The 20840-nt window shown below is 40.6% G+C and carries 20 protein-coding genes; 15 read left to right on the top strand and 5 right to left on the bottom strand.

Features of this window, described 5'->3' with window-relative positions; all coding sequences use genetic code 11:
- Window positions 1–39: 39 nt before the first annotated feature.
- Window positions 40–951 (bottom strand): class I SAM-dependent methyltransferase, encoded by a 912-nt coding sequence (locus KSHG_RS10715; RefSeq protein ID WP_010305951.1) that lies wholly within the window; start codon window positions 949–951, stop codon window positions 40–42.
- A 357-nt stretch (window positions 952–1308) separates the two neighbouring features.
- Between KSHG_RS10715 and KSHG_RS10710 the strand changes: the two genes are divergently transcribed.
- The 3 genes from KSHG_RS10710 to KSHG_RS16850 all read left to right on the top strand — a co-directional run bounded on the left by KSHG_RS10710 (window position 1309) and on the right by KSHG_RS16850 (window position 3119).
- Entirely contained in the window at window positions 1309–1521 is a 213-nt protein-coding gene (locus KSHG_RS10710) for a hypothetical protein (RefSeq protein ID WP_210432980.1), read from the top strand.
- Between the two features lie 84 nt (window positions 1522–1605).
- Entirely contained in the window at window positions 1606–2499 is an 894-nt protein-coding gene (locus tag KSHG_RS10705; protein ID WP_010305943.1) for a 3-hydroxyacyl-CoA dehydrogenase, read from the top strand.
- A 101-nt stretch (window positions 2500–2600) separates the two neighbouring features.
- Entirely contained in the window at window positions 2601–3119 is a 519-nt protein-coding gene (locus KSHG_RS16850) for an N-acetylmuramoyl-L-alanine amidase family protein (RefSeq protein WP_010305939.1), read from the top strand.
- A 73-nt stretch (window positions 3120–3192) separates the two neighbouring features.
- On the opposite strand, the gene KSHG_RS10695 is transcribed toward KSHG_RS16850, so the two are convergent.
- The gene (locus tag KSHG_RS10695) at window positions 3193–3669 is read right to left on the bottom strand and encodes a hypothetical protein (RefSeq protein WP_010305935.1); all 477 of its coding nucleotides are present in this window, start codon (window positions 3667–3669) and stop codon (window positions 3193–3195) included.
- Window positions 3670–3897: 228 nt separating this feature from the next.
- On the opposite strand from KSHG_RS10695, the gene KSHG_RS10690 reads away from it, so the two are divergent.
- The 4 genes from KSHG_RS10690 to KSHG_RS10675 all read left to right on the top strand — a co-directional run bounded on the left by KSHG_RS10690 (window position 3898) and on the right by KSHG_RS10675 (window position 7072).
- Complete coding sequence (locus KSHG_RS10690; protein WP_010305930.1) at window positions 3898–4662, top strand: hypothetical protein; 765 nt, start codon at window positions 3898–3900, stop codon at window positions 4660–4662.
- Between the two features lie 132 nt (window positions 4663–4794).
- Window positions 4795–4965 carry a hypothetical protein gene (locus tag KSHG_RS18365; protein WP_154646901.1) on the top strand — a complete coding sequence of 57 codons (171 nt, stop codon included), beginning with the start codon at window positions 4795–4797 and terminating at the stop codon, window positions 4963–4965.
- Window positions 4966–4983: 18 nt separating this feature from the next.
- Window positions 4984–5679 (top strand): response regulator transcription factor, encoded by a 696-nt coding sequence (locus KSHG_RS10680; RefSeq protein WP_010305927.1) that lies wholly within the window; start codon window positions 4984–4986, stop codon window positions 5677–5679.
- Window positions 5672–7072, top strand: a complete 1401-nt coding sequence (locus KSHG_RS10675) for a sensor histidine kinase (protein ID WP_010305924.1) — start codon at window positions 5672–5674, stop codon at window positions 7070–7072. The genes KSHG_RS10680 and KSHG_RS10675 overlap by 8 nt, the downstream gene beginning before the upstream one ends.
- A gap of 452 nt (window positions 7073–7524) precedes the next feature.
- On the opposite strand, the gene KSHG_RS10665 is transcribed toward KSHG_RS10675, so the two are convergent.
- Window positions 7525–8766: a ferric reductase gene (locus KSHG_RS10665; RefSeq protein WP_010305919.1), complete on the bottom strand. Its 1242-nt coding sequence runs from the start codon at window positions 8764–8766 to the stop codon at window positions 7525–7527.
- A gap of 99 nt (window positions 8767–8865) precedes the next feature.
- On the opposite strand from KSHG_RS10665, the gene KSHG_RS10660 reads away from it, so the two are divergent.
- The 6 genes from KSHG_RS10660 (at window position 8866) to KSHG_RS10635 (ending at window position 16181) form a co-directional block, all read left to right on the top strand.
- On the top strand, window positions 8866–9540 hold the full coding sequence (locus KSHG_RS10660) for a response regulator transcription factor (RefSeq protein ID WP_010305916.1): 675 nt from the start codon (window positions 8866–8868) through the stop codon (window positions 9538–9540).
- Window positions 9540–10799, top strand: a complete 1260-nt coding sequence (locus tag KSHG_RS16845; protein WP_010305914.1) for a sensor histidine kinase — start codon at window positions 9540–9542, stop codon at window positions 10797–10799. The genes KSHG_RS10660 and KSHG_RS16845 overlap by 1 nt, the downstream gene beginning before the upstream one ends.
- 140 nt (window positions 10800–10939) lie before the next feature.
- Complete coding sequence (locus KSHG_RS10650) at window positions 10940–12634, top strand: FAD-dependent oxidoreductase (protein ID WP_010305912.1); 1695 nt, start codon at window positions 10940–10942, stop codon at window positions 12632–12634.
- Between the two features lie 115 nt (window positions 12635–12749).
- On the top strand, window positions 12750–13727 hold the full coding sequence (locus tag KSHG_RS10645; RefSeq protein WP_010305909.1) for a proline dehydrogenase family protein: 978 nt from the start codon (window positions 12750–12752) through the stop codon (window positions 13725–13727).
- Between the two features lie 313 nt (window positions 13728–14040).
- Window positions 14041–15600, top strand: a complete 1560-nt coding sequence (gene pruA, locus KSHG_RS10640) for an L-glutamate gamma-semialdehyde dehydrogenase (RefSeq protein ID WP_042231924.1) — start codon at window positions 14041–14043, stop codon at window positions 15598–15600.
- Between the two features lie 266 nt (window positions 15601–15866).
- Complete coding sequence (locus KSHG_RS10635; protein WP_010305903.1) at window positions 15867–16181, top strand: hypothetical protein; 315 nt, start codon at window positions 15867–15869, stop codon at window positions 16179–16181.
- Between the two features lie 430 nt (window positions 16182–16611).
- Here KSHG_RS10635 and KSHG_RS10625 read toward each other — a convergent pair whose 3' ends face one another.
- Complete coding sequence (locus tag KSHG_RS10625) at window positions 16612–17088, bottom strand: DinB family protein (RefSeq protein WP_010305895.1); 477 nt, start codon at window positions 17086–17088, stop codon at window positions 16612–16614.
- Between the two features lie 223 nt (window positions 17089–17311).
- Between KSHG_RS10625 and grpE the strand changes: the two genes are divergently transcribed.
- Window positions 17312–18067 (top strand): nucleotide exchange factor GrpE, encoded by a 756-nt coding sequence (gene grpE, locus KSHG_RS10620; protein WP_010305893.1) that lies wholly within the window; start codon window positions 17312–17314, stop codon window positions 18065–18067.
- Window positions 18068–18080: 13 nt separating this feature from the next.
- Window positions 18081–19829, top strand: coding sequence for an Hsp70 family protein (locus tag KSHG_RS10615; protein WP_010305888.1), 1749 nt, complete (start codon window positions 18081–18083; stop codon window positions 19827–19829).
- Between the two features lie 58 nt (window positions 19830–19887).
- On the opposite strand, the gene KSHG_RS10610 is transcribed toward KSHG_RS10615, so the two are convergent.
- On the bottom strand, window positions 19888–20769 hold the full coding sequence (locus tag KSHG_RS10610) for a DMT family transporter (RefSeq protein WP_010305884.1): 882 nt from the start codon (window positions 20767–20769) through the stop codon (window positions 19888–19890).
- Between the last annotated feature and the right edge of the window lie 71 nt (window positions 20770–20840).

Raw genomic sequence — 20840 nt, 5'->3', positions numbered from 1 at the left:
CGTTATATTCCAAATAGGAAAAGTTTTGATTCGTTTATTTTACGGGCGTTTCACCGCATGCACGTAATGAATCGTTTCAAATGCTTGCAACTCGTCGTCTCTGTTAGAGAAAAATTGTGTTTGAATGTCTTCAGGAGATACGTGTTCATAGATGAGTAATTGTTCGCGATTCATTATTTTTTCGATATTTTGTAAAGAAGAATAGAACGTCATCGGTTCTCCAGAAGCGGCTGCCATTTGCACCATATGTTGTACACGGTTAAATAAACCACGCTCTGTAAATAAACGTTCGTCTGCAAAATCGAAAATAATCGAGCTACCGATAGGTAATTGCTCGAACAATTCATGTAAGACGTTTTGGAATACTTCTTCTGTTAAATAATAAGAAACGCCTAGTAACGTAATAACGGTTTTTTGATTCGGGTCGAAGCCTTTTAAACGCAAGTCTTCGATAGAAAAACCGTTCATGAAATTAATCGGTATGAGCGTTACATTGGTAGGAAGCACTAAATCGGCTTCTTGCACTTTTTGTTTTTTAAGTTGTTGTGTCGCTGGATGATCTACTTCAAAAATCGAAGCATCTACGTCTGGATAACGCCAAGCGAAACTATCTAAACCGGCTCCGAGAATAACGTACTGTGTCGCACCGAGGTCGAATTCATTTAAAACGATTCGTTCAGCGAAGGCAGCACGAGCGAGTGGTGTTGGCGCGAGCTGTATGTGATGAACCCATTTTAAAATGGCATTCGGTTGTGGATTGGTTGCGGCCATTTCAGGGTTGAAAAAGGAAATGCCTTGCGTCATATGATGCCCGATTTCAGCATATTGTTCATCGCTTAAAAAACGCTTTGCGAACGGGTCATTGAAAATAAGGGGAGAATCTTCTTTATGGTGATACGCACGACTAAAAGTAGAAATAAGAGAAGTTAAACTAGATTGATCATTTTTCATGGGGCATTACTCCGATACAATAAAATTTCCTAGCTAGGAGAATGTTATTGTAACACAAAAAATATAATATTAAATTATAGCATATATCAAATTTTTTGTCAAATATTTTGACTTTTAAAAAGTGGAGAAAATTCATTTTTGTGACGGTTTGAATCGACATATTAAGGAAATTTATGATGATATTCAATTAAATAAACAGTAAATACTAGTGAAAATAAAGAAAAAGGTTTAAAAATAGGAAATAGGGAATACGTATTAGTAGATTATTCTTTGAGCAATAATAAGGAAGGAAGTATTTTATGAAAACCCGGTTTCAAAATAGTGATTTGTATTTTTTTACAAGATGAGCGGCTGTCATTGGGGGCAAAGGGATTATTAATGTATTTAATTGTGAATCCAGAAGAGCGATACGTCTCGAAGGACAATTGGGTAATCGACTCACGCAATACGTGTTCAGAAGTTGAATCGATGTTGGAAGAGTTAATTAAAGCAACATACATACGAGTAGAACAACATAAATTGAATATCCTTTTATATAGTACAGAAGGGATTACAATCAAAGGTGAGTGATTACTTGAAAAAAGAAATCGATGGTGGTATATTGAAATTAGTAAGTGAACACTAACTTTTTAGTTAAAGAAGGAGAGATTCTCTATGAACTATAAAAATATTACAATCGCAGGTAGCGGCGTACTAGGTAGTCAAATTGCCTTCCAATCAGCATTTTTCGGTTTTAACGTAACGGTTTATGATATTAATGAAGCGGCTATCGAAAAAGCAAAAACATTATTTGCGAAACATAAAGAAACGTACGGTGCATTTTTTAATGATACAGCTCGTGCAGAAAAAGCACTTGAGAGTTTACATTATGCAACGGATTTAGCAGAAGCTGTGAAAGATGCAGATCTTGTTATTGAAGCTGTACCAGAACGTATGGACATTAAAAAAGGTTTTTATGAGCAATTAGCACAAGTTGCCCCAGAAAAAACGGTTTTTGCTTCTAATTCATCAACAATGCTTCCAAGCCAATTTGCTGAATTTACAGGTCGTCCTGAAAAATTCTTAGCACTTCACTTTGCAAATGAAATTTGGAAAAACAACACAGCAGAAGTAATGGGTCACCCAGGAACAGACGAAAAATATGCGTTAGAAGTCATTGAATTCTCTCGTGAAATCGGTATGATTCCATTCCATTTACACAAAGAACAACCTGGATACATTTTAAACTCATTACTCGTACCATTTTTAGATGCAGGGTTACAGTTATGGGCAAAAGGTGTAGCAGATCCTGAAACAATCGATAAAAACTGGATGATTGCGACAGGCGCTCCTGCAGGTCCATTCGGTATTTTAGACGTTGTAGGTATGGAAACACCATACAACTTAAACGTTGCAAAAGCACAAGCAGGTGTCCCTGGTATGCAAGAACTTGCAGATAAAATCAAAACAGAATACATCGATCAAGGTAAAATGGGTGTGAACTCAGGCGAAGGATTTTACAAATATCCAGACGCTGCTTACTTACAACCGGATTTCTTGAAAAAATAAGCATTTCAAAAAGCCCTCATATTGTATGAGGGCTTTTTTGTGTCTAAATTTGGAAATTTTTTCTCATTTCGCGCTATGTAGGACGTAAAGGAGGAATGAAAATGTCGATTGTTTTAGATTACGGACATGGAGGGCGTGACGTTGGAGCTTCTTATAAAGGAAGGAATGAAAGTGAGGATGTAGAACGTTTCGGTAAAATGCTTGCTGCAGCATTGCGAAAGCGAGGTGTGACGGTGCACGAAACGAGAGAGGGGAAAGCGTTTGTTAGTTTGCGTGCGCGTGTAAGATATAGCAACGAGAAGAAGCCGCTTTATTTTATTTCGATACATCGAAATGCCTCGGCGAAGCACCGTGCATGTGGAGCTGAAACGTACATTTTCCCAAATAGCCCGGCACGTCTTTTAGCGCAGCAATTGCAGGACGCAATGGTCATTAGTGGCTTTTCAAATCGAGGTGTGAAGCAGGCTGCTTATTACGTGTTGAAACATACAGAAGTGCCGGCGATTTTAGTAGAAATAGGCTTTATCGACTGCGCACGTGATAATGCACGATTTGACGAACAAATGCCCGTACTAACGGAGCGAATGGCTTGTGATATTGCGCGTGCATGTAATAAATAGAAAAAAGGCAGACACGGTTGTGACCGATGTCTGCCTTTTTTTATTCAACTAAGTTGCTGTACTCGTTTTGTTATTAAAAATTATACGATGTTTTAGAATTTTGTGCAGGTAACAATAACGAAATTAAGCTTAAGAAAACGAATAAACCAACAAACGTAAAGAAATTAAAGAAAATGTCTGTTGAATAAGCGTTTAGCATCGAAAAAACGACTTCGTTTTGTTGGCTATTCAGCGCGTTTTTTAATTGGAAAGCAGAACTTATTGTACGGAAGAATACGAGAATCATTAAGAAACCGTATACAATCAATAAAATGAGACGTGTTCGTTGGGCTAATTTTGCGTACAAATCACGTAAGATTATCGTCATCATGACACAGAAGTATACGATGAAAATAAAGCCGATTTTAAAATAAAAGCCATTGTATAAACCGTCTGCATTGGCTTTATATAGATCCGCATCGAATACAGGTGTTAATACGTCCATGCTCGTCCAAACAAAGATGGTCGCTAAGCCAGTTAAAAATGTCGTGATGTATAAAAAAAGTTTCAAAATACGACCTCCTTTTTGCTTGGTTAAGTATATCAAAAAACGATTGTTTTTTTAAGCGATTATACATGTTCTTTTGGAAAAATGAACATTTTTTTCGTTCTATCGTTCTTATATTGTGTGAAAAGAAATGCAATGCGCACACAATTGTTGTTATTTTGAGATGAATTCGTCATATAGACCATGTATAATGGCGAGTAGTAATACATATGTAGAGAGGTCGGAGAAAAAATGAAAAAATTATGGATTCTTTTAGCTGCTTCGATGACGATTTTAGCAGCATGTGGTAACGACGAAAAAGCGGACGAAGGAACGAAAGCAACGACGCAACAAACGACAGAAACAGAAGCTACGACAGAAACAGAAGAAACGACGGATGCAACAGACGATGCAGCGACGAATAAGACAGAGGAACAAACCGCTGCAACAGATGATGCTGATGATGCGAAAGCGGAAGAAGAAACGACGGAGCAAGCAACTTCAACTGAAACGACTTCAAAAGAAAAGCAAGCGACAGAACAAACAGCGACGACAGAAAAAGCAACGACGACTGATTTGACAAAACCCGCGTCATTAAAAGAATCTGCAACGGATAATACATTCGTATTATACGATGCGATGGATACGGAATTTATGGTCAAACGTATTGATTATTCATACAAAGACAATGGCCCACAAGCGAAAATGATTTTATTAAACTTATACGATCAATTTTACAAAACGTACTTTAACGGTTATGCGATTTCAAAAGATGAAAAAACGATTACACTTGATTTGAAAGAAAGCGGCTTAACGAAAAATAACTTTGGCGCTTCTCCGGAAAACAATATCGAACTGTTGACGTCTTTATTCGTCAATTTCCCAAAAACAGAAACGATTCAGTTTAAACTAGACGGTGAAAAAGCAGAGTTAGACAATTTCACGACGACGACACGTAGCGAATGGAAAAAAATGATTGAAACAGGCAGCTACACGTACAACGTAATTGAAGATTAATATTGGATAAACTATGGAGCGGTTGCGATTTATTTGTGACAGCTCTTTTTTTTTCGACCAAATCCACGGGAGAACGTCACCTAGAAGTGCTCAAAAATCGCTATACTAAAAAGACAGAATGGAGGCGAGCGAATGAGCACATCTAAATTTATGCTGTTCATGTTTTTGACGGCTATTTTGACGTTTAGCGCGGTATATGCCACAGCTGTTTTTGAAAATTTGTGGATTTTCGGTAGTTGGTTTATAGTGCTAGTAATCGCTGTAATAATCTATATATTTATTTTACCTACACGTAGACAGTAAGTTGAAGGAGGAGCGCGGATGAAAAAGATTTTAATTGCGGAAGATGAAGCGTTAATGCAAGAGTTATTAATGGTACATTTGCAAGAAGAGTATGATGTGACGATTGCAAAGGACGGGGCAGAAGCGCTCGAACGAATTAATTTGGAGACGTATGATGCGATTATGCTAGACATCATGCTTCCGTACGTTGACGGCTTTACACTTTGTTCAGAAATTCGTCGTATGAATCAAACGCCTATTTTGATGGTGACCGCACGAACAGAAGTAGAAGATCGTGTACGAGGATTAGAACTCGGAGCGGACGATTATTTAGTGAAGCCATTTGACTTTGCAGAGTTAAAAGCTCGTTTGCACGCATTGATCCGTCGTTCAACGATTATTGAAGAGAAAAATGAAGATGTGATTCAATACGGACCATTTAAAATGGATATCGTGTCGTTTAGCGTCCATTTCGACCAACAAAAAGTTGATTTAACAGTGAAGGAATTTGAGTTGCTGAAACAACTTGCCTTATCACCGAAGCAAGTATTCACACGAGAAGATCTTCTACATTTATTGTGGCAAGAAGATGAAGAACGTGATGAACGTGCAATTGATTCTCACGTGAAAAACATTCGTTATAAAATGAAAAAAATCGGCGCTTCGACGAATTTAATTAAAACGGTTTGGGGATTAGGCTATCAATTTGATATGCCAGAGAACCGTCATGAATAAAATCGGTTTCAAATGGGGCACGCTCATTATGGCGCTGTTTCTCGCTATTTTAGCGCCACTCGGTATTTTAATCGACCGTATTTTTTCGAATATCTTTACAGATTACGTCGATTCTTCCGTCGATAAAATGGCGACACGTGCCGTTTTAGAATTAGAAAGAAAACCGGAAATTACGAGTGAACAAATCGATACGATGATTAGTTTGAGCGATGATTCGGTCATCGTCTTTGACCGAGAAGGGCGCATTTTATCACGTTCAGCGTATGAATTTTACAAAGACGATACGATTGACTCGCAATGGTCAGGTCCACTTGAGAGCGGCGAAAAATCGTATGCGGGCGACCGAACAGAAAATGCGACCGGTGCGAAGTTTCATTACGTCGCAAAACCGTTACTACAAGACGGGAAATATGCCGGCGGTGTACTCGTGATGGCAAATGTCACGAGTTGGTACGATACGATGTACCAAATCCGGTATTGGTTAATTCGCTCGATTGGTGCAGCAATTTTACTCGCACTCGTCTATACGATTTTAATTTCATGGCGCTTGTCTCGTCCGCTCGTTGAGATGGAAAAGGCAACGCGGAAAATTGCGAAAGGCGAAGATACGCAAGTCGCCGTTCAAAGTAAAGATGAAGTCGGCTCGCTCGGCGTGGCGATTAATGATTTGAGTATCGAATTAAACAATTATCGTAAAAATCGTAGTGAATTGTTAGCGAACATTTCGCATGAACTGCGCACACCCGTTTCGTACTTACAAGGATACGCTCAATTAATCGAGAAAGGGCAGTATCGTTCAGAAGAAGATTTGAAACGCTATGCACGCATTATCGACCAAGAATCGGTTCGCCTCTCTTCACTCATTCAAGACGTCTTTGACTTGTCGAAAATGGAAGAAGGGCGTATGCCATTTTATACGCAATCGATTGATATGGAACAGTTGTTAGAGCAAGCGGTCGATAAAGTCCGTTTAAAAGCTACTGCGAAGTCGCTAACGCTTGATTTACACATTGCAGGACCACTTCATGACTTAGAGACAGATGGCATGCGTATGGAGCAAATTATGCTGAATTTAATGCAGAACGCTGTGAACTATACTGAAGCGGGTTCGATTAACGTGCAAGCATTTGAAAGAAAAGAACAGCTCGTAATCGAAGTGAGCGATACAGGTGTGGGCATTCCGAAAGAAGACGTCCCTTTTATTTTTGACCGCTTCCACCGCGTTGAAAAATCACGCGTCAGAGATAAAGGTGGTACAGGTCTCGGGTTAGCCATCGTAAAAGGCTTAACAGAAGGACTTGGTGGCGACATTACGGTTGAGAGTGAGGAAGGGCAAGGGACAACGTTTAGATTGTCATTTCCTCTTCACACTTTATCCACAAATGAACGGTAAAATGTACGTATAAACTCATGAACCGAACTCTCCCCCGAGTGTTGCGGAGTATAAGTGAAAAACAGGCAACCTTTTTGTCCAAAAGGTTGCCTGTTTTTTTGTGTAAAAAGAGAAAGAAAGGGTATACGGAATAAAATAGAAATGAGGGAATCGTATGAGCAATGTGCTACTCATTTATTTGTTCAATATGGCAGGGTTATTAACGGCGTTTTCGAATGTGTATATTATGAACAATTGGCCGTACGTGAAAGTACTCGTGACAATTTTGACATTCTTGCTATTTTTTTCAGCTTGCATGATTCTTATCAGAAGTTGGAGAAAGCGTTGGCTAAAAAGTACGGAAGCGATCAGACATAGCGTCGTGACCCTTCTTTTTCTTTTCGCTGCGATCGGATTTAATTTTGCAGGACTTACGTATTAAAAAATAACAGAAATGCGTTAGTAGAAAGCGATTAAAATGCTTCTTTCCGTATGTTTGTAACCGATACGTCCCGCAACATTTTTTCGAAAGCTGCAGCTGCAGCGTCCGATGCACAAATGATGCACTGTGCTTTTTCTAAATCGCTGTTTTGTACGAGTCGTTCGGGCGTTAAGCGGCGTTTTTTATGTTCACGTGTAATGAAAATGTCATAGTGAAAATGCGCATGTTTTTGCAAAATAGAATAAAAATAATGCGCGTAAATCGCTTCTTTTTGATGGCGATACGATGCGTACAAGTAAAACGGTTCATTCGGCTGTTGAAGCCATTGTCGAATCGCACTAATAGCCGCGGTAATGCCGCTACCTCCCGTTATATAAATGGTCGGTTGTGTAAAGGTAAGTCGTCTCGTGCGCTGTACTTGAACACGTAGAGGCATGCCAGGCGTTTGATTCGCTAATTTTTTCGTAAAGGTCCCTTTTCTTTCGAAAATAAAGAAGATCGCTTCGTTCGTAACGTCTGTGATGGTGAAAGGATGTTCGTGTAAGCCGAGTCGTACCCAGAGAATATGGCCGATTTGTGCGTTCGGACATGCTTTTTTCGCCACGCTCATTTCGATCGTGTAATCGGAAATCGATTCAATCGATTGAACGCTCGTATGCCCGCTTGCGAATCGATTGTATAAGAAAGCGATATAAAATGCGGCTGGAATGCCGAAATAAACTAAAAATAAACTCATGCCAATCGGTGTGTGCCATGCGATATTCATATAAACGATATGAAGAACCATGAGAACAATTGCGATGAGATTCAAATGGTGAATCCATTTGATATAGTCGTATCGAAATAGTCGTCGCACAGGTTGTATAATTTGTTGTAGACGTGGTGGTAAATACATCATCCATTTCGTTGCTAACAATAAGACGCTACTACCCGCAACGATTAAAAAAATCGTTTGGGCATTGCCGCCGTACTGTGCGGCAGCGTGTGTGACAGGTCCGTTATGTGCCAATCCTTCTGCTTGATTGTGCAGTAAAATAAGAGCAAGACTACCGACCGCTGCTATCCGGTGAACGACTTGTGCGTCATAATAATCGATTCCTTTCGGACGAGCACCTAACAATAAGATGATACACATCGTACTATATGCTGCTGCTCCGAGGAACGTACTGACGATGGACCAGAATGGATCGGCATTCGGTTGGAAATACAATTGCCATAAAGCGAGTGGAATCGGTGCTATACATAGTAAAAATAAGAGCATTTTTCGGTTCATCTTCCTCTTCCTTTCTGTCTTTTTTAATAGTGTACGAAGAAAGGCTGTAAAACGAATGAAAAATAGCTGAAAATTAACTGAATTTTAGGAGGAATGACAATGGAACGCATCTTAATTATTGATGATGAGCGAAGCATCGTGCAGTTTTTACAAATGGGTTTAGAAGCAGAAGGATTTGACGTTTTGACAGCATATGACGGAATGAATGGCGTGTTTCTCGCAAAAGAGAAACGTCCGGCCGTTGCGATCGTGGACATTATGATGCCGGGAATGGACGGATATGAAGTGTGTCGCATGTTGAAAAAACAAGTCGGTTGTCAAGTCATTTTACTATCCGCAAAAGGCGAAGTGGAAGACCGTATTAAAGGGCTAAATGTTGGAGCAGACGATTACGTAACGAAACCGTTTAGCTTTGAAGAATTACTCGCTCGCCTGCATGCAAGGCTTCGTAATCAAGCCGTACATGAAGTAGAAGAGGCAATAGAAGAAGCGTCCCTTTTTACCGTAGACGAGCAACAAAAACAAATTTGTTTAAACGGGGAACCACTGACGTTAACACGCACGGAATATAAATTGCTTTGTTATTTTATTGACCATGTTCACATCGTATTATCGAAAGAAGCTTTATTGAACAGCGTCTGGGGCTATGACTATTTTGGAAGCGTGAACGTCGTGGAAGCATACATTAAAACGTTGCGTCAAAAAATCGGGGATGATTCACACCAGATCATTCAAACCGTTCGAGGGTTCGGTTACAAATTGGATGTGAACTAATGAAAAAAATGTTAACGAAGCAAACAGTGCTTATTTTCGTTACGTTGTATGTCATCTTAGGACTTTTACAAGGGGTTATTTTTAAATATGCCAATCATGTCGAGCAACAACAACGCGTAGACCAAGCACTTGAAGCGGTCACGATTGTAGACGGGGTACTTACGAAAGATTCAGAGGAAGCGCTGCGCCAACAATTTCCGAAAGAAGCGATTTACATAGACGCATATGAAGTACAAGATCTTTCTCCGAAAAAAGGAGAGCGCCGAGAAATTAGCGGAACGGTCGGCGAGCATAACGTGACGGTCGTATTCTCTTTACACGAAGAAAATGAACTGATGTATACGCAATTTGGCGCGTTTACGTTCGTTGTCGGGATTTTATTTTTAGTAGCACTTTGGTCGTACAAAAAAGTCATTCGCCATGCCATTCAACCACTCGATGATTTGACGAAGCAAGTGCAAGCTCTTTCTGTGGAAACGATGGAAAATAAAGTGCGCGTACCGAATGCGCCGGTCGAAGTAGCGATTTTAGAACAGTCTATTCAACGTATGCAAAGAAGGTTACATGAATCATTTGAGCAACAAGAAGCGGCGAAACAGAAGTTAGAACAATTCGTTTCGGATGCCTCGCATGAACTAAAAACGCCGCTCACATCGATGCAAGGGTTTACCGAAGTGTTACTGCGCTCGGATTTATCCAATACGGAACAAGTGCGTCAGTCCATTGAACAAATTCATTTACAAACGCAGCGCATGTCAAAATTGACGGGGCATTTACTCCAGTTAGCTCATTTAGACAGAGAAGCGCCTTTACAACTTGAGGCAATGTCGTTACGAGATTTAATCGAAGACGTGTATCCCGTAATTGAAACGTTAACGCCACATCATCACATACAATGCGTTCACCGCCAGCCACTCATTTTACAAATGGACGTCGCTAAAATGCAACGCGTATTGTTGAATTTTATTCAAAATGCGGTGAGATATAGCGAGGAAGGAACGACGATTACGATTCGTACGTCAGGAAATGTGCTAGAAGTACTCGATGAGGGAGACGGGATTTCAGAGGAACATATTCCGTATATTTTTGACCGATTTTATCGTACGGATGAACACCGCGCACGTGCGACCGGTGGAGAAGGACTTGGGCTTGCGATTACGAAAGAAATCGTCTTACAACATGGGGGGCATATCGACGTTCAGAGCGTTTTAGGAGAAGGAAGTTGCTTCCGAGTAACGCTTCCTATTCCGAAAAAATAAAAAAATTCACAATGCATAGAAAAAAGAGTCCTAAAAGAAAAAGGCGTCACATAAAGGATTTATAAAAAAAGAACGATAAAAATTGCAAATATACCCCTTATGGTATAATATGAGCATAAGCAAATGTTGGAGGGAAAAGAATGTCAAAAAGAGTATTAGTTATTGGAGGCGTAGCAGGCGGTGCATCTACTGCCGCACGTGTCCGTAGATTAGACGAACAAGCAGAAATTATTATGTTTGAGAAAGGGCCACACGTGTCTTTTTCAAACTGTTCACTTCCGTATCATTTAAGTGGCATCGTTGAAAAAAGCGAAAAATTGTTAATGATGGACCCTGTACAATTTAAAAAGAAATACAATATTGAAGCGCGCGTGTTCCACGAAGTCGTGAGCATTCAAAAAGAAGAAAAAACGATTACGGTTTATGACCATGCGACGAAACAAACGATTGTGGAAGCGTACGATCATCTCGTTCTATCTCCTGGAGCGAATCCAATCGTTCCGAAATTAGAAGGCATCGAACAACCACACGTCTTTACAGTAAGAAATGTTGTCGATATCGAACGTTTACAACAATATGTGACGCAAGAAAATGTGCAGAACATTGCGGTCATCGGTGGCGGATTTATCGGGGTAGAAGTGGCGGAAAATCTTCGTTTAGCAGGAAAAAATGTATCGTTAATTGAATTTGCACCGCAAATTTTAGCACCATTTGACGACGATATGGTCCAAATTTTACACAAAGAATTGCTCGACAAAGGGATGCAACTCATTACGAATGATGGACTTGCAAGCGTTGAACAACAAACGGTCACACTGCAATCAGGGAAACGTGTACGAGCAGATGCCGTCGTACTAGCAATCGGCGTTCGTCCGGATACGACATTAGCGGAAAAAGCAGGCTTGAAAATTGGGGAAACGGGCGGTATCGCAGTGAACCAAAATTACGTGACGAGTGATCCGAACATTTATGCCGTCGGTGATGCGATTGAAGTTTATCATCAAGTTATGCGCCGTTATACGCGACTTGCATTAGCTGGTCCTGCACAAAAACAAGCACGAGCCGCGGCGGATCATATGTATGGCATAACGAATCGCCATCGAGGTGTGATTGGGTCTTCGAGCATTCAAGTGTTCGATTATGCTGCAGCGACGACGGGGATTAACGAGAAAGTGGCACGTGACCTCGGAATTCCATGTGATAGCGTTTACGTTATTGCGCCGGATAAAGTAGGCTTAATGCCAAACAGTCAACCGCTTCATTTGAAAGTTGTATTTGAAGTGCCAACAGGTCGTGTTCTCGGTGCGCAAGCGATCGGGAAAGGGAATGCCGACAAACGAATCGACGTCATTGCGACGCTCATTTCATTCGGCGGAACGATTGAAGACTTGAAAGATTTAGAACTGTCGTATTCACCGATGTACAGTACGGCAAAAGACGTCGTCAATATGGCAGCACTCGTTGCATCCAACGTATTAGCAGGGCGCTTTGAACAAGTGCACGTGTCAGAAGCACGTTCATTAGTCGAATCAGGTGCGTATATTTTAGACGTTCGTGAAGCAGGGGAAGTAAAAAATGGCATGCTTAAAGGAGCGATCAACATTCCACTTAGCGAGTTGAGAGAACGCTTAGATGAGATTCCGAAAGATGAGCCTGTCTACGTACATTGCCGCTCAGCACAACGAAGCTACAATGCGACCGTTGCACTGCAAGGTGCCGGGTTTACACGTGTGAAAAACATGTCCGGTTCGTATTTAGGTATTTGCTTATATGAATACTACCGCGACGTAACGGAACAACGTGAACCGATCATGACGAAGTATAATTTTAAATAATATACCTACTGGGGTAATAAAGGCGATTTCTTTCGAAAATCGCCTTTATTTTTTTGTTGCAAAGTGTAAAAAAATGCTATACGCTTCAAATCAATAACGCAAGGAGGTTTGGAACATGGCTGATGTATTAAAAAATGTTTTTTTATCGCTTTCAAATAATCGCACGTTAAATCGTGCTGCACAAAATTACGGACTACAACTCGGTGCAAAATTGGTCGTTGCAGGGACGAATATTGAGGAGACGATGGAGACGATTCGTCAATTGAATAGTCGTGGAATCGAGGCGACCGTCGATCATCTTGGCGAATTCGTTTACGAACGCGAAGAAGCAATTGCTGCGAAAATGAAAATTTTAGACGTGTTAGATGCCATTCATGAAAGCGGTGTCAAAGCGCATATCTCAATCAAACCATCACAAGTAGGATTGGATATCGATTATGATTTTTGTTTAGAAAACGTATTAGAAATTGCTGAAAAAGCAGCGCAATACGGTATTTTTATTAATTTAGATCAAGAAAATTATGAGCGCTTGCACGCGACGTTTGCGATTTTAGAAACGATCGAACAACGTTATCCAAATACAGCAGGCACCGTGATTCAAGCCTACTTGCATGAAGCGCCGCAATTGCTTGAAAAATATAGCGGGTATCGTTTACGTATCGTAAAAGGGGCATACAAAGAGTCGGAACAAGTTGCCCTAACGTCAAAAGCGGCAATCGATGAGCAATTTGTTGCGTTGTTAGAAGCGCATTTACTAAACGGCAAGTTTACATCGGTTGCAACACATGACCATGAAATTATTCAACACATTCAAAAATTCGTAGCGATGCACAATATTCCGGCTGACAAATTTGAATTCCAAATGTTATACGGATTCCGTACAGACATGCAACAACAACTCGCAAAAGACGGCTATCAATTCACGACGTACGTACCGTTCGGTGCTGATTGGTACGGATACTTTATGCGCCGCCTAGCAGAGCGACCACAAAATATTCAGCTCGTAACGAAACAAGTGTTTACGAAAAAGACAAATACGGTCATCGGCGTAGCCGCAGCAGCGTTCATTCTCGGACGATTAACGAAGAAATAACGAAAATAAATGAAAGAGACTGGGACATACGTGTAGAAATCACCTCTCATATGAGCATAAGAAAAACCGGAATCGCGCTGTGGTGCGGTTCCGGTTTTTCGTTGCGAACGCTAAAAAATGAAAATGACGTGTTTTGTCCCAGTCTCTTTTTTGTCGTAAAAACGAATATATGCTACTACAAACTTTTATTTTCTAATTTAAAACTTGCTAAAAGAAATAATTATGCACTATAATTAATTTAATAAATCAAGTGGTGCAAAAATATTTGGCACTTCTGTTTTTTAACTTGAAGGAGGATTTTATAATGATGAATATGACGCAATTACCGAAATACGTAACAGAACCTTTAACAGATTTTACGGTAGAGGAAAATCGCAAAGCTTACGAACAAGCGCTTGAGAAAGTAAACGCACAACTCGGCGAAACATATCCACTAATTATTAACGGTGAAAAAGTACAAACGGAAACTTTTTTAACGTCTTACAATCCAGCAAAGAAAACAGAAGTAGTCGGACACGTTTCAAAAGCAGATCAAGCACTCGCTGAAAAAGCGATGCAAGCAGCAGATGCAACGTTTGCAACGTGGAGTAAAACACCAGCAGAAGAACGGGCAGCTATTTTACTTCGTGCGGCAGCTATTACGAAAGAGCGTCGTCATGAAATGTCTGCTTGGATGACGTTAGAAGCAGGAAAACCATGGGCAGAAGCAGATGGCGACACAGCGGAAGCAATCGACTTTATGGAATATTACGCACGTCAAATGCTGGAATTAAAAGATGGTAAACCGGTGCAATCACGTAACGGCGAAAAAAATACATTTGAATATCGTTCACTCGGTGTCGGCGTTGTCATTTCACCGTGGAACTTCCCATTTGCGATTATGGCAGGTACGACAGTTGCCGCTGTTGTCGCAGGGAATACGGTCGTATTAAAACCCGCGTCTACAACGCCAGTTATCGCGTATAAATTCATGGAAATTTTAGAAGAAGCGGGCTTACCGAAAGGTGTCGTAAACTATTTACCAGGACCAGGCGCAGAAGTGGGCGATTACTTAGTTGACCATCCACGTACACGCTTCATTTCATTTACAGGTTCTCGTGATGTCGGGTTACGCATTAACGAACGTGCATCAAAAATTAGCGAAGGACAAATTTGGATTAAACGTGTCATTGCTGAAATGGGTGGTAAAGATACAATCGTCGTCGATTCAGAAGCTGATTTTGAATTAGCTGCACAATCGATTGTCAAATCTGCTTTCGGTTTTTCAGGTCAAAAATGTTCGGCTTGTTCTCGTGTCGTTGTCGTTGGAGATGAAGCGTACGATCACGTACTACAACGCGTCGTGCAATTGACGAAAGAACTTCAAGTGGGTGACCCACAAAATGGCGATACGTTTATGGCAACTGTTATTGACGACAAAGCATTTGCTAAAGTAACGAGCTACTTCGATGTAGCAAAAGAAGAAGGACGCATTGTTGTAGGTGGGGAGGCAGACGATTCGACAGGATACTTCGTTCAACCGACTGTCGTCGCAGACGTTGCACCGAAAGCGCGCCTGATGCAAGAAGAGATTTTTGGTCCAATCGTTGCCTTTTCAAAAGCGACTACATTTGAAGAAGCACTTGCTGTAGCAAACAATACAGAGTACGGTTTAACCGGTGCAATCATTTCAACGAACGACGAACATATCGAGCGTGCGAAAGAAGATTTCTTCGTCGGCAACTTATACATTAACCGTGGCTGTACAGGTGCGATTGTCGGCTATCAACCATTCGGTGGTTACAACATGTCTGGTACGTGTTCAAAAGCAGGTGGCCCAGACTTTATCGGCTTACATTTACAATCAAAATCAATTTCAAAAGCGTTAGTATAAATAATAGAAGAAACACCGTATTTTTTCGGTCGTTTGAATTCATTAGAATAAACACTTTTAACGATGAAAAAGGCGTTGAAAGTGTTTTTTTCTGTAAAATAAGTAGTGTGAAATACGAGTACTTTATTTTCATTTTCATGATTGATGAAAAATACGTTTGTAAAAGTTTGTTAAAAAGAAGTCGTATCCTTGGATTTTCTCCTTTTTTCGATTTATAGTGAAGGTGAAAGCTTTTGTAGAAACATGTAGCGTAGGAGGGATTACGCATGCATTTGACGAGTATTTTAATTGCCTTTATTGGCATATGTATTGCAGTAGTTTGTATTCGGAAACGAACAACTATTCAGCAACTAACGTGGAAAGAACGCTTTATAGCATTAGCATTATCGAGTATATTATTTAGCATAATGGTCATCGGGTATCATTTCCTTGACTATGGCATTTGTTTATTAGCGGCAAACAATTTAACGAGAATTTTAGTATGGTTCGTTTATAGTTTTATTGGATTTTGCCTTATTGCGGTTATATTAGAAAAATACTTACCAGAAAAGCTTGTACACGCATTGATCAGAAATACGTAAACAATGGATGGTTGTATAAAAAAGACAGGTATGATTTTATTCAAATGGAACGGACGTAAAAATCTGAGACAATATAAAAAGAAAAAAACACTTTCAAAGGGATCAAATCTTTGGAAGTGTTTTTTGATAAGTAAAAAACAAGTATATTCATACGAAACAAAAAGGAAAGTGATGAAGATGAAGTTGACACAAGTGCCAGTGAAAGAAATGATAAACGTATGTGGAATTAAGAATGACAGTCAACTTTATTAGTAGGTGAAGTGATATCATTTACAACCAATCGGTAAACAATATCATTTCGGCAAAGTAAAACCACCTTCCTCCAGTACAATACCGGAAAAAGATGGTTCAATAAGAATTTTACGGAGTCTTCTGCTCATGCCCCAGGAAAGCGTCCGTTAAATTCGGCTTAAAAGAAATGTCTTTTTCTTTATTTACTCATTTCTTTCGTTGGACCCATTACTGGAGGAACCGTTAAACCTGCTTGACGTAATAAGACCGTCATTTGTCCTCTATGGTGTGTTTGGTGGTCGATTACCGCGCGTAAAATCGCACCACGTTTCGCTGTTCCTTGGATGAATGGTACTTCTTCAAGTAAATCTTCATCTGTTAGTTTGTCAGCGGCTTGTAAAATTTGGTTGGCGATATTTTTGTAGCCTTCTACGATAATCGCTGCTTCTGTCGGTACAACTTTTGGATCACCAACAGGTACGAGTGGCATTTGCGCTGCTTGATGAACGAAAAACATCGGTGCATTCGTTAAGTGCCAAGCAAGCCAACCTAAGCTGTTGTGACCTTCTACGATTGAAAAGTCTAATTTTTCATCTGTTAATGCTTCAAACGCAAGCATTGTTCCTTTCATTGCTTGTGTCCAGTCTTGTTTAAAATCTTCTATTTGGCGATACATATATATTCCTCCAATTACATGATCATTTTCATCCTTTCCTAGTGTAATAGAATAGACACGAATGAAGCAACAAATAATCAGATTCGAACACGTGAAAAATTTTCCATGCTATACTAGTTATGAGTAAAGAACTATTTGAATAGTTCAAATAAATCTTTAAATAGTAAATGTTTGTAAAAATTCGAGAACGGATACATGTAAAGGAATGGAGGGATTCGGAGCGATGGACGTTAAGCAATGTCTCATTCAATATCGTATATGGATGTTGGAAGACCGATTGCGTCATGCGACGATGGTGTTTTGTGGCTATGCGAAAGACGTACTACAACTCATTGAACAATGGCTCACGTATAGCTTTGAAGATGAGCAGCAGACGATTTGGTTAGACGCTTTTCAATTATTGCGAAAAAAAGTGCAGCAATTAGATCAAGTAGCGGACTATGACGATGAAAAATACATTCAACTTCTTCGCACACTGCGAGCAGAAGGCGCTTCGTTAGCAATAGTGAATACGCTACAAAGAGAGCATCAGCGCTTTTTATACGTTATGCGAAAAAATGAACTCGCTCCGTTACGAGAGCCGCTTCGACGTATTGCGAAACTTGCCAATGAGCCTTTTTCTGAACGTGCTTATAAGCAACAAATTTTTTATTATAGTACGAAACCGATTCAGCTCATTGACCAATTTGATTATTTTGCCGAAAGTTTACGAAAAGCGACGATGCAACAAGTAATCGAGGAGCAATTGCAACTAATCATTTCGCAACTCGTCAATCAACTCGCCCACTTCGGAATTTTTGAAATCCGCGCGCTCGGACAAAAGCTCGACGGAGAACGGATGATTAGCATCGGCTCATTGCCTGCAAGCTATGCACAAAATGTTGAACAACACCACGTCTGCAAAGTGTATGAACGTGGTTATTATATAGAAGAAACACAAGAAGTTTTAAGGGAATCGAAAGTGATGACAGTGATGTGATGGAGGGAATGGCATGACAATTTTAGGGATTGATTTAGGAACGACGAATTCGGCGATGGCTTACGTGAAAAATGGGCAGCCTGAAATCATCGTGAATGCGAGAGGAGAAAGAACGACGCCATCTGTTTTTCAACGGAACGTGAGTGGGGAACTCGTCGTTGGCAGCGTAGCGAAAAATCAGTATGCTTCTTTACCAGAACAAACGGTGTTAGAAGTGAAGCGGAAAATGGGCAATGCAGAAGCCATTCACATAGGGGAGTCTTCATACTTACCAGAAGAAATATCTGCGCATTTTTTAAAATATTTAAAGCAATCGGCAGAAGATTTTCTCGGAGAAAAAGTGACAGAAGCGGTCATTACCGTCCCAGCTTATTTTTCGGATGCGCAGCGAAAAGCGACGAAAATTGCAGGTGAAATTGCAGGCTTAAAAGTAGAGCGCATTTTAAATGAACCGACGGCTGCGGCCATTGCGTACGGTTATGAGCATCAAGGTGACGAAAAAAATATCGTCGTGTACGATTTAGGCGGCGGCACGTTTGATGTGAGTGTCGTACGACTAGACGGAGCACAAATCGAAGTGAAGGCAAGTGCAGGAGACAATCATTTAGGTGGAATGGACTTTGACCGTTTACTCGTCGATTGGTTAGCAGAACAGTTTGCCGATCAATACGAAGTCCCTCTGTTTAGTTTCGGCGAAGAAGTCGAAATAACGCAGCGCCATGCCCGTGTGAAGCTCGAAGCGGAAAACGTTAAAAAAACGCTGTCTAGTGCACAAACTGCGACGTTTCATTTACCGTTTTTAGCTGTTTATGAAGGGCAACCTATTTCACTCGACTATACGATTACGCGTGATGAATTTGATGATTTAATCGGTTCTTCTATTCGCATGACACTTGCTCATACGGACAAAGTGATTGTAGATGCGGGACTTAGCGTAAGCCAAATTGATGATGTGATTTTAATTGGTGGAGCGACACGGATTCCACTCGTGCAGCAACTCGTAGAACATAAATTCCAAAAGACGGCTAAAAAAGACATTAACCCAGATGAGGCAGTAGCATTAGGTGCTGCTGTACAAGGCGAGATGAACAATGAAGCTTTCACAGATGAAACGAGTTTAATGGTCATCGACGTATGTCCGTACACGCTCGGCACGGACATTTTGCGCGTCGTGAAAGGAAAGAGAGAATCGGGTCATTTTGATATTTTAATCCATCGAAACGAACCGCTTCCCGCCGTAGCGAAAAAAATATATCATACGGTGAACGATAATCAAGAGACGATTGATATTGGTGTATACCAAGGCGACGATGAAGATGAGCGTGTGCGAGATGACTTGAAAATTACCGACGAACCGATTATCGTGGACGGTATTCCGAAAAATGTGGCAGGTGCTGAAAAAGTAGAAATTGCGTTCCATTACGACGTGAATGGACTCATTCAAATTGAAGCGACGATTTTAAGTACGGGGCGCAAAATTACACAAGCGTTAGACGTGCAGCGTGGCATTATGTCGAATCGCCAAGTAAAAGAAGCGAAGTTAACCCTGTTTGAAGACTGGGAGAAATCGAAACTCGCGACGGAAATGAAGGCGACGATTCGCCGTGCGAAAAAAATCCGTCGTCATGCAGAACCACAACAAGCGATTCAAATTGACGAAGCAATTCAACATTTGGAGCGCGTCATTCAAGAAGGAGAAGCCGAGCTCGTGAAAGAAAAGGAAGAACGACTGCTCGATTTACTCATGGAGATTATCGAATAATGTACAAAATCCCGTACGCGATTCATTTGCGTACGGGATTTTTATAAGGGTGAATCATTTATTTCATCGGAATTTGTTTTTTGAGGAGCATTTTATTTTTAGGCATATAATTCGCAGCGAGGACACCGGTCAAAATCAAAAACGCACCAGTTAGCGCAATGCCAGACATCCACTCGTGGAAGACGATAAATGCGAAAATAACGGCAAACACCGGTTCAAGCGAGAAGATGAAACCGGCTTCTTCTGCTGAAGTGAACTTTTGAGCAATCGGTTGCATGACATACCCATAGGCAGAGCAAAGAATCGCCATACCTAAAATAGCTGTCCATTCATTGAATGTCGCAGGGATAGTCGGTCCTTCAAAAAGAAAGCCAAAACACGCATAACAAGCAGTGAAACCAAGTTGGTAAACACCGAGTTGGAGCGGTTGAACTTTTTTAGCGAAGCGGTTCGTCCAAACTAAATAAATGCCGTTACAAATGGCGCAAAGTATGCATAAAATGGCACCAGTTGATAATCCGAAGTCATCGCCAATCGTCAAGAGTGCCAAGCCGGCAACGACGATGGCTAAACTTAGCATCGTTTTACGAGAAGGAACTTTTTTCGTAATTATCGCTTGAATGAGCGGGACGAAAATAACGGTCGTACTCGTTAAAAAACTAGCGGCAGAAACGCTCGTCGTTTGCATACCGTTTAATAAAAAAATAAAGACGCCGTACATAGGCAGTGCTAAAATCGCACTTGCGTACAACGTTTCTTTCGACGTATGGATCATTTTCTTAAAGAATAATGCAAACATAACGACAAAAGCAATGCCAAAACGAAAGGCAATAATCGACGAACTATTCATCGAAGCAAGACCGAGCTTCATGAAAATATAAGAACTCCCCCAAGCGATTGCAATCGTAATTAATAAAAAATTTGCGCGTGTGTGACTCATGTTTATGTATTTCCTCTCTCTTAAATCTACATTATTTTAGCATTGTCATTTCTATTAATAAAACAAATGTT

Origin of the sequence: Kurthia senegalensis, from assembly GCF_000285595.1 — a bacterium.
Lineage (GTDB): Bacteria > Bacillota > Bacilli > Bacillales_A > Planococcaceae > Kurthia > Kurthia senegalensis.
This window is presented reverse-complemented; position numbering and strand designations above follow the sequence as displayed.

Excerpts from the sequence above, each read along its gene's own strand:
- KSHG_RS10705 (WP_010305943.1), top strand. The coding sequence starts at position 1,606 with ATGAACTATAAAAATATTACAATCGCAGGTAGCGGCGTACTAGGTAGT.
- grpE (WP_010305893.1), top strand. The coding sequence starts at position 17,312 with ATGGACGTTAAGCAATGTCTCATTCAATATCGTATATGGATGTTGGAA.
- pruA (WP_042231924.1), top strand. The coding sequence starts at position 14,041 with ATGACGCAATTACCGAAATACGTAACAGAACCTTTAACAGATTTTACG.
- KSHG_RS10690 (WP_010305930.1), top strand. The coding sequence starts at position 3,898 with ATGAAAAAATTATGGATTCTTTTAGCTGCTTCGATGACGATTTTAGCA.
- KSHG_RS10660 (WP_010305916.1), top strand. The coding sequence starts at position 8,866 with ATGGAACGCATCTTAATTATTGATGATGAGCGAAGCATCGTGCAGTTT.
- KSHG_RS16850 (WP_010305939.1), top strand. The coding sequence starts at position 2,601 with ATGTCGATTGTTTTAGATTACGGACATGGAGGGCGTGACGTTGGAGCT.
- KSHG_RS10645 (WP_010305909.1), top strand. The coding sequence starts at position 12,750 with ATGGCTGATGTATTAAAAAATGTTTTTTTATCGCTTTCAAATAATCGC.
- KSHG_RS10680 (WP_010305927.1), top strand. The coding sequence starts at position 4,984 with ATGAAAAAGATTTTAATTGCGGAAGATGAAGCGTTAATGCAAGAGTTA.
- KSHG_RS10625 (WP_010305895.1), bottom strand. The coding sequence starts at position 17,088 with ATGTATCGCCAAATAGAAGATTTTAAACAAGACTGGACACAAGCAATG.
- KSHG_RS10665 (WP_010305919.1), bottom strand. The coding sequence starts at position 8,766 with ATGAACCGAAAAATGCTCTTATTTTTACTATGTATAGCACCGATTCCA.
- KSHG_RS18365 (WP_154646901.1), top strand. The coding sequence starts at position 4,795 with ATGAGCACATCTAAATTTATGCTGTTCATGTTTTTGACGGCTATTTTG.
- KSHG_RS10635 (WP_010305903.1), top strand. The coding sequence starts at position 15,867 with ATGCATTTGACGAGTATTTTAATTGCCTTTATTGGCATATGTATTGCA.
- KSHG_RS16845 (WP_010305914.1), top strand. The coding sequence starts at position 9,540 with ATGAAAAAAATGTTAACGAAGCAAACAGTGCTTATTTTCGTTACGTTG.
- KSHG_RS10610 (WP_010305884.1), bottom strand. The coding sequence starts at position 20,769 with ATGAGTCACACACGCGCAAATTTTTTATTAATTACGATTGCAATCGCT.
- KSHG_RS10675 (WP_010305924.1), top strand. The coding sequence starts at position 5,672 with ATGAATAAAATCGGTTTCAAATGGGGCACGCTCATTATGGCGCTGTTT.
- KSHG_RS10615 (WP_010305888.1), top strand. The coding sequence starts at position 18,081 with ATGACAATTTTAGGGATTGATTTAGGAACGACGAATTCGGCGATGGCT.
- KSHG_RS10650 (WP_010305912.1), top strand. The coding sequence starts at position 10,940 with ATGTCAAAAAGAGTATTAGTTATTGGAGGCGTAGCAGGCGGTGCATCT.
- KSHG_RS10715 (WP_010305951.1), bottom strand. The coding sequence starts at position 951 with ATGAAAAATGATCAATCTAGTTTAACTTCTCTTATTTCTACTTTTAGT.